This window comes from Lentisphaerota bacterium, assembly GCA_016873675.1.
GTDB lineage: Bacteria > Verrucomicrobiota > Kiritimatiellia > RFP12 > JAAYNR01 > VGWG01.
In genome coordinates, this window is record VGWG01000080.1 from 1 (window position 1) to 12,206 (window position 12,206).

Below are 12,206 nucleotides of genomic sequence, written 5' to 3' on the forward strand. Positions count from 1 at the left end.
TGCAGCCGCCCGCCCGGCAGCGGTTCGGCGGCGGCGGCGTCATCCCAGATCCGTTCAGGCCCCACCGCCCGGCAACCGATTGCGGCCAGCGCCAGAATAACCAGCGCCAGAGAAATGCGAGAGTTTTTCATTTGTTCCTCCTGAACTCCATCCCTTGATCCCGCTCTTCCGTCGCGGGTCTTTTGCGCCACTCATCCAATGTGCCCGGCCTGCAGAAACCCACCGACCAGGCATCATCGTTGCGGGTGCCAATGGAAAACTGCAACTCGGTCCCGTTGAAGGTCACCGGTTGCGGCGGTGTGAAGGCAAACGCCAGATGCCACGCTGCACCGGGAAAGGCGAGCTCGGCGGCGGCAATCCGGAGATCGGTTCCGGGCTTCGCGGTCACGTCTCGGCCCCCGGCATCCACCGCGACGACCTGGGCCCAACTCGGTTCACCCCCGGGGGAAACCCACCGGCCCGGCACGGTGAAGCGAGCCGGATCGAATTGCGTCCAGACGGAATCCATCCTCACCGTGATGCGGTCGGATCCGAAGACGACATGATACCGGCAGATATCGTAGGCATGGGCTTTGAGACGGGCCGGGGCCTCGGCGACCCACGTGAAGGCTTGGCTGGTGCCAGGAAACAAGACCTCGCGGTCCCCGTTGCTGAAGGTAAATAGCGGCTCGCCGTCCAGTCGTACCGTATCGTCATCATCGGCCAGATAGCGGCATAAGCCCCCGAACATATCATGGCGTATCGTATACTGCGGCGCATCGACCTGAAAGACGTTCGTCTTCGGATGCTGATAAACGGCGTTCAGGACCGGACCGACCGTCAGCGTGACCGGCAGAGCGGCCGAGGTGATCGGTGCGGCGCTCCCCGCACGGAAGGTGAGGCGATACGGGACAATCCGTTTTCCCGCTGGGACCCCGGCATCCGCAATGAAGGTCACCGGCACGTCTGCCGTTTTCCCGGGCGGAAGGGATGCGAAGGCAGGCGCGGGCGGCTCGATCGTGATGCCAGCGGGGAGATCGAACACGAGCGACCCCGACACCGTCTCATTCAGCGTGTTCATCACCGAGAAGGTCTGTGTGCGCCGGCTGGATGGCTCCAATCGCGCCGTCGCCGGCGTGATCTGAATGGCCAGCGGACATTCCGCCTCAGCGACGAGGACCGGTTTGGCGAAAGTCCCGATGACGCCAGAGGTGGTGCAGCCGTCTTGTTGCGTGATCGGCACGGGGTTGCCGTTGAGGGTCAGCGTGCCCGTGACCGCCGGGAGGCGCAGTCCCGTCCATCCGCCGCGAGCGACCATGGCGCCGTCGGGATAGACACGCAGATAGCCGTAGTCCGTGAACGCGACACTCGTTTTCGCGGGGTCGTCTGCCACCAACACGTGCTCCGGCGCCCCCGGCTGAGGCCCAAAGGATACGGCGGCGTAGTCGGTGTAGGTGGTGGCGTCCACGCGAACCAGCAGGGCCCGGTCGGATCGCGCCAGCGTCGTAACGGCGGAAATCTGCGGCGCGGCCGCGTTGGCATACGGCTCGTGAACCGCCACAAAGACGGTATCGCGGACGCCCGCCCGCCGGGCAATCAGCATGCCCAGCGTCTCGCAGGGCCGCTTCACCCGCTTGGCCATCTCTGCGCCGGTCGTGCCGCAGGTGACCAGCGTGCCGCGCTCAGCGGCCATGGTGACGCGGACCGCGGCGGTGTGCGCGTACCACTCCGGGCCGAACGCGCCCGCGCGGCCGCCCGGAGCCTCGCGGATCACGAAGTCCAGCGCCCATGAGTCGTCGGTGGTCATCGCCTGGCGATCGCTCACCATCCAGAATCGCCGATCCAGCGCCGCCGAAGGGGTGAACCGTTCGTGCTGGACCGGCTGCGGCGCGCCGAAACTATGGAGGAGATAGTCATAGGTGCGGGGGGTCGGGCTGCCTGCCTGAAACACGTCGAGCAGATACTCGCGGGTCAGCAGCAACGCGCGCGTCTGGTCAACCCCCTCGAAAACGCCCGAAGCCGACGTCGCCAGGACTTTCACCTCCGGCGTGAAGGCGTATCGGACGGCCGATGGCCGCGTGCTGCGTGTTTCGCCTTCATCCACCATGAGCGTGTTGTGGGCGATGGTATTGCGCGACCAGCCGATGGCTGGGTTTTCATACTGCATCGCGTTGTAGTCCGGATAGAGCAGGCGCCCAGCCCCGTGGAGGATGATGCCGAATTTGTCGGCATGTTCGTGGCCGTAGCCTTGAGTCATGAGCTGGAACACCACGGGCGCGTCGTTCGTCCAGTAGGCTGGAGACTCGTCCGCGCGCAAGATCGCCAGCCCGTAATCGGGCCAGATCTTCGAAGGCGCGGCAGGGAACGCAATCGTCTCGGGCAGCGGGCGCCGGTCCAGAAGGTCGGGTTTGTAGTTTGGGATCATCGCGACAAACGGCGCCAGACGCGGATCGCCGGAGGTGTCATACGCTGCGACCAGCGCCCGGGCCATATCAATCCCGGGGCCGGCAAGATTAGCTAGAAACAGATCGCCACTGGCGCTTGTGGCGCCATCGCCGTAGGTGACGACCCGAATCTGTCCGGGGCCATGACCGGTGCGCTCAATGGGATAGGCCGTGTCAATATAGTAGTCCATCAGCCCTTTCGGACTGCCTCCGTTGGGTGCCGGGGTGCTCCACCAGTCCGTGCCGTCATAGCGCGCGCGATAGCGGGAGACCATGGCCATGCAATAGAGATCGGTATGGACGATGGGGTAGGTGGGGGACTCGTGCCAGGCGCCGCCATCCTTCAGAACGGTGTTGAGCACCGAAAAATACCCGCCAATGTCCGACTCCGGCTTGCGGTAGAAACCCCATGCGATCGCTTCTGGGTCCTGAATGGCCAGCCCGGCCACGGCGACGATGGCGGTGGGCTTGAGCACCAGGTTGGGGGTCTGCGTCCAGCGGTCCATGCACCGCATTTTATACCGCATGAATGTGGCGATCCCTTCCCGGATCGTCGCCCGCGCCTCCGGCTCCAGTCCGGTATAGGCCCAGTCGAAGGCGACATACGGAGTGAAATCCGTGTCGTAAAAGACATCGCTCAGATGTGGCACCCCGCCCTGGAAGAACTCGGGATTGGCCAGCGCTCCCCGTGCGCGACCGACACGGGAGCCCTTCTCCCCGAACAGATCCAGCAGCCACCGCTGCACGGCGGGCACATAGACGGGATCGCGGTCCAGCGCGAACAGGAATGCGGCGAGGCGGCCGCTGCCCTTGCGGGCGTCCGTCTGGATGCGCGCGTAATCCGTCCGGGCCCACTCCTGGCTGGCGATCAATTCGCGCAGGCGTGTCCGCTCCTGCTCCGGCATGAAGAAAGGCCGACCGTGCGCCGGGGCGTCGTTCGTCTGCGCCAGGCTCAAGAAGGCCCCCAACCAGATCAGACCCAGTAGAATCGGCAGCGCAGGACGTAACCTATTCATATTCACAGGGAAGAGCATGCCAGAAATGAAGGAAGAAGTCCAGAGTTCACGTCTGCATGCTGACCCCAAAAAGTCCCTTGCGGCGCCCTCTCGCCCTAGACTACAATGCGGCATGGCTGGCAGCTATTTAACACTCGACGAGGCAGCGAAATATCTGCACCTCGATACCGGCTACCTACTCCGTCTGCTGAAGCAGGGGGAGGTGCCGTGTCAAGCGGGTGGCGGGAGGGTAGGCTTTGACCGCGACGAGCTGGACGCCTGGGCGTCGCAGCGGATCTTGCGAATGACCGAACGCAATCTCAAAGAGTATCACCGCGAAAGTTCACGGATCACACGCTGCAGCGCGGGCGACTATGCGGTCATCCGCGGGCTGTTCGCCCCCGGCCGCACGGTGGTCGGCCTTCCCTCGCGCACCAAGGCATCGGTTCTGCGCGAACTCGTGGGCATTGCCGAGCAGGCTGGGCTGCTCTATGCCCCGGCTGACCTGATTGCCAGCCTCGAAGCGCGCGAAGCCGCCTGTTCCACCGGCCTCGGCGGCGGCGTGGCCCTCGTTCATCCGAGCAAACACGACCCCTACATCGCCGCCGAATCGTTCATCGTTCTCGCCCGCACCGCCACGCCGATCCCCTTTGGTGCGCCTGACGGCGAGAACACCGACCTCTTCTTCTTGGTCTGCTGCCTCGATGACCGGCTCCACCTCCACACCCTTGCGCGCCTCTGTACCATGCTGGGCACACCCGACGTCCTGCCGCGCATGCGCCAGGCCGCCGACGGCGCCGCGCTTTACGCTGCGGTGATCGAGACGGAGCAGCTCGTCCTCGAACACCTCGGCCGGAGCCGGGTGTAAGTCAGAGCCCCAGCCGTTTTTCAAACGCCGGATCGCGCGAAGCACCGAATTTGACGGCCAGCCGGTAGTACATTTCCGCTTCGGCGGGTTTGGCCGACATCTCCAGCGTGAGGTAGGCCATGTTCATCAGCGCGTCGGGATGGGTGGGGTTCTTCATGAGGAGCTTGTCGAGCTCCAGCATGGCCCGATACGGCTGCCCGGCTCCGAGATACGCGCCGGCGATCAGCAGTTGCACCGCCTCGTCTTCGCGCTCCGCCTGCAGATCCTCCAGAATCAAAAGCGCGTCTTGAAACGCCCGTCGCTTGCATTCCAGCACGGCCAGCATGAGGCGAGCCGGACGGTGCTCGGAATCGACACGCAAGACGTTCATGAGCGCGGTTTTTGCCTCGGCGGGGTCGTCGGTGTCGAGCATGTCGCGCGCCCAGGCCAGCTCGTCCTCAACCGACGCCGGTTGGTTTTCGGCAGGCGGGGCCTCCACCGGGGCCTCGGGCGCGACGGGCCTCGGGGCGCCATCGGCTTCATCCGGATGGCCTGCTTCCGCCGCCTGAGTTTCTGCGGACACGGCGGGCCTCGCCCCCATCACCGCCATTCGCCGGCGCGGCCCTGTGGCGGCGTCGAACTTCACCTGATCGATCTGCGTCTCGCAGAACGCGCGCCTAAAGCGCACCGCCCCGAGATCGGCCTTGGGGTATTTCGCCTCGGCCTCCAGACAGAGGTCCACCGCTTGCTGGTAGAGCGCCTCGGCGCGCGCGCAGTCCTGGTCATTTTTCCAGACCAATTCGGCTTCGCGGGAAAGGTCCGACGCCCGCTTCGCGGCGGCCTCGATCTCTTCGGACACCTTGTTCGACCGCCAGAAGAAGGCCTGCCCCTCCGTGGCCGCAAACAGAAGAATCGCCGCACAGATCCGACGTGTTGCGCCTGTCCGGCCTTTTCGCCTGGTTTCGGGTTCGTGTTTCATGGGAGCAGCATAGCATACGGCTTGAAAATCGGCAAACCCGTGTGAATGGGCCTTGACGTTCCCGTTCCGGATTGGCAAGATGCGGCCATGTACTTTCGCAGATGGCTCTTCATTCTATTGGCTAGCGCGGCTGCCGGGTGCGCTTGTGCGGCGGGGCTGTGGCTGGTTCTGCCGACCGAGAATCAGTCGGTCTTCCAGAACGCCCCCGACCGGTTTTACATGTACGTGGACCGGTTGGTCGACGGCAAGATGGAACAGGCGCTGGGGGGCGGGTTCTACGGATTCACCCGCACGCCGCTGCAGATCGGTGGAACCGTGGTCTACACGCAGTTTCACGAGGGTGTGGACATCCGGCCTCTGAGGCACGACGCGCGCGGAGAGCCGCTGGATCCCGTGACCGCCCCGGCCGACGGCCGCGTCGTCCACGTGTCCAACGTGCCGGGCAATTCCAACTATGGGCGCTATGTCGTGGTCGAGCACACGCTGCAGGGCGCCCCTTACTACACGCTCTACGCCCATCTGGCCGCGATCACCGTGGCGCGTGGCGATGCGGTCCGACAGGGGGACAGCATCGGCCGCATCGGCTATACCGGCGCCGGCATCAACAAGTCCCGCGCCCATCTGCATTATGAGTTCTGCCTGATGTTAAACCGCAATTTTGGCGGCTGGTTCAAAAAACACCACCCCCAGACACCCGACACGCACGGCATCTTCAACGGCATGAACCTCGCCGGTCTCGATCCGGTCGGCCTGACCCGCGCCGTCCGTGCCGATCCCGCCCTCACGGTGACGAACTACATCCGCGGTCAGACGCCGCTCTTCCGGCTGATTGTGAACGCCACGCCCCGTTTCGACCTGCTCCGGCTCTACCCCTGGCTGATCGAGGGCGCCGCCGATCCCCGGCCGGCAGCCTGGGCGGTGACGTTTTCGAGCCAGTTCATCCCCATGCGGGCCGAGCGGCGCGCCGACCGCGTCGCCGCGCCCGCCATCGAATGGCTCGGCCCCGCCGCGCCTGCGCTGATCTACCAGTCCCGCAAGCTGATCAGCGGCACGCCCGGAAAGCCCGCGCTCACCCCGGCGGGCCAGCGCTGGGTCAACCTGCTGACCTTCCCGGAATGAGGGCTGTCGTTCGATCCCTGCCGGACTACCGCCACGTCATCCGTTCAAACGGGAAGGCATCCTCGTTGCAGCGGATTTCGGGCGGGGCGCCGCCGGGGCGGCCGACCACCTCGACGATATCGAACCGGTAGATCAGGTCGGGAAACCCGGCCTGACTCAGAAAAGCGCGGGCCGCACGGTTGAGGGCGTGGCGCTTGGTGGCGTTGACGGACGCCCCCGGCCGCGCGATCCGCTCATCGGTGCGGGTCTTGACCTCGACAAAAGCCAGCACACCGTCACGGAGCGCAATAATGTCCAGCTCGTCGCGCCGGTTGGGTCGCACCCGGCGCCCCAGGATTTTCCAGCCGTTGTGCCGCAGCCGGTCCGCCGCCTGGTCCTCGCCCCACACCCCCAGGTCGAGCGGCGCGTCCGCCAGCCGATCATGCGTCAACCCGACCCAGACGAGGAATCGTCTCCACATCCGGGAGCCAGCCCCGTCAACGTGTCGGTCCCGCCACCGGCTCGACTGTTTCCGCCCGCCTCTGTTCACACATTCCCCCGCTCCCACACTCTCCCGCACTCTCATTCACTCCATCATCCCCAGCCGCAGCACCGGCAGGATCTCCTGTTGGAGGGTCGTGTCGAGATCGAACAGCGCAAAACCGGGACAGCCGGCCTGACGCAACGCCCGGATCTGATCGATTACCTGGATCGGGTCCAGCCGGCTCTCCGCAGCGGTCACGCCGATGCCGGGGATGATCTGCCGCGCCAAGGTTCGGGTCCGCGTCTGGTCGGCCACCAGCGCCTGAAAAGCCTCGAGACTTTCGGTGTAGTTCATGGGCATCGCATAGTCCAGAAGTCCGTTGCGCAGCCAAGCCTCCCAATCCTGCCCCACAGCCTCCACGCAGGATGGATACTTGCCGAACACAGCGGCGGTGAGCAGTTTGCCGGGCGCATGCGCGCGCAGCGCCAGCCGGGCATCGCCCACGAAGCGCCCGACCTGTTCGGTTCGCCAGCGCATAAACGCCGGCCGCTCCGGCCCACCCCAGCCCACATCCTGCGGCCAGGCCTTGAGGCGGCGCCCCAGCGCCTGTTCGAAGCGGGAGCGGACGGTCGGTCCGAGGCTGCCGTTGAAGTCGGGGTAGCGGACAAAATCGAGGTGAACGCCGTCCGGCGCGTAGCGCTCGGCCACTTCGCGCACCGCGCGCGTCAGATAGTCACGCACCTCGGGCACCGCCGGATCGAGCCACGGCCGATCCCGGCCGTCGGGGTGGGTGAGCAGCCAGCCCCGTTTGCCGAAGATGGCCAACCGGTCGGGCGTCGCCTGCTCGGTGCTGTAACACAGCAGCCAGGCATGCACCCGGATGCCGTAGGGGCGCGCCGCATCGATGCACGCCCGGAGCTGGTCGCCCTGCTCCACAAAAATGCGCGAGCGCGGTAGCACGTCGCTGGCATAATGGGCGAACCCCGCCCCGCCGACATTCACCAAGAGGTCGGAAACCCCCGCCGCATCCAACAGCATGCAGGTCCGCTTCCAATTGCCCGGATAGAGGCCCATCCCGGAATGATCCCACACGGCGCGGATCTCTCCGTTGCGAGCCGTTTGCAACAAACCATAGGCCTCGCGCATCCGCCCCTGCAACGTGATGACGCCGTTCCAGGCGTCAAATCCCTGGCCGGTGCGGAGCCGCTCGCGGATCTCCCGCTCCCAGCGCGCGGCGGCCTGAGCCGCAACCACCGCCCGCACGCGCTTGGCGGGATCGGCGACCTTCTGAGCCGCCGTCTCGATCGCTGCAGGCGAGGTGTAAGCGCCCGCCAGACGCGCCTGTTCCAGAAGGCGGCGGGCCGCCTTCCCCCACAACGACGGGTCGGCCGACGCCGCCAATCCGAGTAGCAACCGCCCCTTGGCTGCGGCGTCCCCGTCCGCCAGCAGCACATGCGTCATCCAATAGCCGTTGTTCGACACCAGCCACGCCGGGTCGGTCGCCTGACCCGCCCGGTCAACCCACCACGCCAGCACCGACGCGCGCCCCTCCACCGGCTGCGCGGCCATCAGGTTGGGGGACGTCTGGCGGATCTCCTCGGGAACGCCCGCCGGTCGCGAGGCCGCGAAGCGCATGGCCGACCAGCGGCCATCCGTTCCCGCCCGCTGATACCCCGTCACGCGCACGCCCATCAGTTCGCCGAGCGCCGCCGATGCCGAATAACAGACGATCAGGCGTCCGCCCTGTTCGACGAATGCGCGGCATGCCGCCACCTGCACCTCCGTCGGCTGCGACACATAGACCAGCACCGCCACCCGTTGGCCGCTCAATTTCTTGTCCAGCGCCGTGTCGTCGGCCGTCTCGGCTTCCAGCCCGACCTCGCGATACCAGCGAGTGACATGCCGGGCGAGCGCGGCGGCAAACCGCCGTTCGCCCTCGGGCACCGAATCGTGTCCGTGAATCACGCGCACATCGGCCGCCGGAGCCTGGGCGCAACACACCGCCACAAGACCCACGATCACCCCCCACAGACGCCAGTCTCCTCCTCGAATGGATCGCATCGGACTCCTCAATTGATAAGCGCGTGAATCGGCGCCGGGATGTGTCCCCCGCGCCCGACAAAGGTCTCTGCGCCCTGGGGGCACGCTGGCGCGGTCACGACCCCCGCGCCAAAAAGACCGCCAAAATCAACCCGATCACCGAGTGCCGCATCCGGCACCGGGATCACCCGCACACCCGTGGTCTTGCGGGTCGAGATGCCGATCGCGGCCTCATCCATGATGATCCCCGCCAGGCACGCCTCGGTTGTGCCGCCCGGCAGCAGAATCATGTCCAGCCCGACCGAACAGACCGCCGTCATCGCCTCCAGCTTTTCCAGGGTCAAGTCCCCCCGCTCGACCGCACCTGAGAGGGCGTGATCCTCCATGACCGGAATGAAGGCGCCGGAGAGGCCGCCCACGGCGCTCGAGGCGAACGCGCCACCTTTCTTGACGGCGTCGTTGAGCAGCATCACGGCGGTGGTTGTTCCGGGAGCGCCGACCCGCTCAACGCCCATGGCCTGATAAATTTCGCCGACGCTGTCGCCCACGCGCGGCGTCGGCGCAAGCGAGAGGTCCACCACGCCGAAGGGGACGTTCAACCGGCCGGCCACTTCGCGGCCGATCAATTCGCCGGTGCGGGTGACGCGAAAGGCGGTGTGCTTGATCTCCTCGGCGATCCGGTCGAGCGTCGCATCGGGATAGCGGGCCAGCAGCCGGTCGATGGCCCGTTTCACCACGCCGGGTCCGCTTACGCCGACGTTGATCACGCATTCGGGCTCGCCCGCGCCGAGCATCGCTCCGGCCATGAAGGGGTTGTCCTCGGGCATGTTGGCAAAGACCACGATCTTCGCCGCGCCGAACCCGCGCTGCGCCCGGGTCGCCTGCGCCGTGGCGATGATCTGCCGCGCGGCCAGGCGGATCGCATCCACGTTCATCCCCGCGCGGGTGGTGCCCACGTTGATCGAGGCGCAGATCCGCCCGGTCTGCGCGAGCGCCTGCGGCAGCGCCTCCAGCAGCGTCCGCTCGCCCGGGGTGATCCCTTTGTGAACCAGCGCCGAGAATCCGCCGAGGAGATCGATCCGCACCGCCGCGGCCGCCCGATCCAGCGCCTGCGCCAGCTTCACCGCCGTCTCCACAGAGTGCCCTTCGAGGAGGATCGAAGCGGGCGAGATCGCGATTCGCTTGTTGACGATCGGCAGCCCGTATTTGGCCGACACCTCGTCGCAGAACGCCACATGGCAGCCCGCGAGGGCGACAATCCGGTCGTAAACGGCGCGCACCATCGCATCGGGGTCGCGGCCGGCGCAGACGTTGAGGTTGATGCCGAGGGTGACGGTGCGCACGTCGAGATTCTCCTGCTCGACCATGCGCAAGGTGTCCAGAATGCCTTGGTGTGCAATCATGGCTCAATTCCCGGAAAGCAGATTGTGGATCGCGCCGATCTCGCTCGTGGCGCGGAAGATGTTTTGGTGGCAGATCGACGCGCGCAGCCCGCGCCGAGCCATCTCGGCTCGGAAGTCGGCCTGCACCTGGCGAAAGTCGGCCTCGGGCGGCAGCACGACCTCGGCGATGTAGACCACGTCGTCGTGTTCGCCCTCGACCGTCCAATCGATGATGTTGATCCCCCGGTCGACCAAAAACTGGCTGATGCCGTACACCGTCCCGGGGCGGTCGGGCCCGTGGGTCGTGACAACGTAAGTCGGCCCGGCCGGCAGCGGCGTGGGCGGCGGCTTGGCAAACGGCCGAACCGTGACGGCGGCATCCGGCTCGAGCGCGCCAGCCAGCGCCGCCGACAGCGCCGCCGGGTCGGCGGGTCGCGCAAAAGCAACCGTGAACACCAGACTGAAAAAGCCGTGAACGATGGTCTGTCGGATAACGACAATGTTGCCGCCCTGGTCGAAGACCACCCGCGTCACATCGCGCAGGATGCCGACGCGGTCGGGAAGAAGCACGGATATGATGGCTTGTTTCATGACGTGTTCAGGGCAGCGCCGGCGCGAGTTCGGTAGCGGATGGGAGCGTTTCGAGCGACGTCTGGAGTAGGCGGATGCTGTTTTCGACATCGCCGAGGCTGAGGGTTTCGACCGCGCTGTGCATGTAGCGAAGCGGCACGCTGATGAGGGCGACCGCGGCGCCACCGCCCGCCTGACGCATGGCCCAGGCGTTGGTCGAGCTGCCGCGACTGCGGACCTGGCGCTGAAAGGCGATGGCCTGCGCGGCGGCGGTTTTCTCCAGGTGGCCCCGGAGAACCGGATTATAGGTCGGGCCGTAACCGATGATCGGGCCCTTGCCGAGGGCGACATCCCCGACCAGCTTGTTGTCGTTGCCCGGGGTGTCCGAGGCGAACCCCACATCCACACAGATTCCGGCATGCGGGCGGATCGCATAGGCGGCGGTGGTCGCGCCGACCAGGCCCAGTTCCTCCTGCACCGATGCCACCAGATGGATCTCGGCGGCGAGTGATTGGCCCGCCAGGCGGCGGAAAGCCTCGCAGACGATGAACGCGCCGATCCGGTTGTCAAAGCCCCGGCACGACACGCGGTCGCCCGCGAGCGGACGCCAGCCAGCGTCGATCACGGCCGGCGCGCCCAACTCGATCAGCGACTCGGCATCCTGCCGGCTCGAGGCGCCGATGTCGACCACGATGTCCGTCATCTCCTTGGGCGCGACCTTGTCCCGCTCGTCGGGCTTCATGAGGTGCGGCGGGCGGACGCCGAACACGCCGTTGACCGGGCCGGCGAGGCCCTGGATGACCACCCGCTCGCCCGCGAGCAGCGGCACGGTCACCCCGCCGACAGCGGTGAGGGTCAGGAAGCCCTTGTCATCGATATACTGCACCATGAACCCGATCTCGTCGCAATGCCCCTCGATCATCACCCGCATGGGGGCGCCGGGGTTGAGCACGGCGTGGAGGTTGCCGTGCAGATCGAGCGAGACCGACGCGGCGTGCGGTTGGAGGGCGGCGGCCAGCAGACGCAGGCCGTTCGCCTCCCACCCAGAAGGCGTCGGCGTCGCCAGCAGCCGTTTCAACAATTCAAGCGCGGATGTATCCAATGTCATAGACGCTCCTCTCCAAAAAAGGGCGGCCATCATATCACAGAGCGAGAAAGTGTGACAGTGTTCATCCGCCTTGCCCAGGGCAAAGGGCGCATGGCAGTTCTGATGAGGTCGTTAATTCCTAATCGTAATCGTAATCTTAATCTTAATCCCCCACCCTTTGCCGATCCGGCTCGTAGACGGCTCCCGGCTCATGCACACGATCAGGGGATGTGCTACGGATCAATCCGACCAGCATGGAGACAATTCGAACGAGGATCTCTTTTCCCGGTTCAGCCTGCGC

The 12,206-nt window shown here is 66.1% G+C and carries 9 protein-coding genes; 2 read left to right on the forward strand and 7 right to left on the reverse strand.

The window, feature by feature from the left end:
- Positions 1 to 127: 127 nt before the first annotated feature.
- Positions 128 to 3,379: a hypothetical protein gene (locus FJ222_09590; GenBank protein ID MBM4164674.1), complete on the reverse strand. Its 3,252-nt coding sequence runs from the start codon at positions 3,377 to 3,379 to the stop codon at positions 128 to 130.
- Here FJ222_09590 and FJ222_09595 point away from each other — a divergent pair.
- Complete coding sequence (locus FJ222_09595; GenBank protein ID MBM4164675.1) at positions 3,327 to 4,286, forward strand: helix-turn-helix domain-containing protein; 960 nt, start codon at positions 3,327 to 3,329, stop codon at positions 4,284 to 4,286. The two genes, FJ222_09590 and FJ222_09595, sit on opposite strands and share 53 nt — an antisense overlap.
- 1 nt (position 4,287) lies before the next feature.
- Here the strand turns inward: FJ222_09595 and FJ222_09600 are convergent, their stop codons facing one another.
- Positions 4,288 to 5,244 (reverse strand): hypothetical protein, encoded by a 957-nt coding sequence (locus FJ222_09600; GenBank protein MBM4164676.1) that lies wholly within the window; start codon positions 5,242 to 5,244, stop codon positions 4,288 to 4,290.
- Positions 5,245 to 5,289: 45 nt separating this feature from the next.
- On the opposite strand from FJ222_09600, the gene FJ222_09605 reads away from it, so the two are divergent.
- Positions 5,290 to 6,363, forward strand: a complete 1,074-nt coding sequence (locus tag FJ222_09605; GenBank protein ID MBM4164677.1) for a M23 family metallopeptidase — start codon at positions 5,290 to 5,292, stop codon at positions 6,361 to 6,363.
- Between the two features lie 25 nt (positions 6,364 to 6,388).
- Here the strand turns inward: FJ222_09605 and FJ222_09610 are convergent, their stop codons facing one another.
- From FJ222_09610 to FJ222_09630, 5 genes are read right to left on the reverse strand one after another with little or no spacing between them, the layout of a single operon-like run.
- On the reverse strand, positions 6,389 to 6,928 hold the full coding sequence (locus FJ222_09610) for a YraN family protein (GenBank protein ID MBM4164678.1): 540 nt from the start codon (positions 6,926 to 6,928) through the stop codon (positions 6,389 to 6,391).
- A complete protein-coding gene (locus FJ222_09615) occupies positions 6,929 to 8,887 on the reverse strand; it encodes a hypothetical protein (GenBank protein ID MBM4164679.1) in 1,959 nt (652 codons plus the stop codon). It abuts the gene before it with no gap.
- 8 nt (positions 8,888 to 8,895) lie between these two features.
- Complete coding sequence (locus tag FJ222_09620; GenBank protein MBM4164680.1) at positions 8,896 to 10,269, reverse strand: PFL family protein; 1,374 nt, start codon at positions 10,267 to 10,269, stop codon at positions 8,896 to 8,898.
- 3 nt (positions 10,270 to 10,272) lie between these two features.
- Positions 10,273 to 10,929, reverse strand: a complete 657-nt coding sequence (locus tag FJ222_09625; GenBank protein MBM4164681.1) for an ACT domain-containing protein — start codon at positions 10,927 to 10,929, stop codon at positions 10,273 to 10,275.
- Positions 10,847 to 11,959, reverse strand: a complete 1,113-nt coding sequence (locus FJ222_09630) for a M42 family metallopeptidase (protein ID MBM4164682.1) — start codon at positions 11,957 to 11,959, stop codon at positions 10,847 to 10,849. Before FJ222_09630 ends, FJ222_09625 begins: the two co-directional genes overlap by 83 nt.
- Between the last annotated feature and the right edge of the window lie 247 nt (positions 11,960 to 12,206).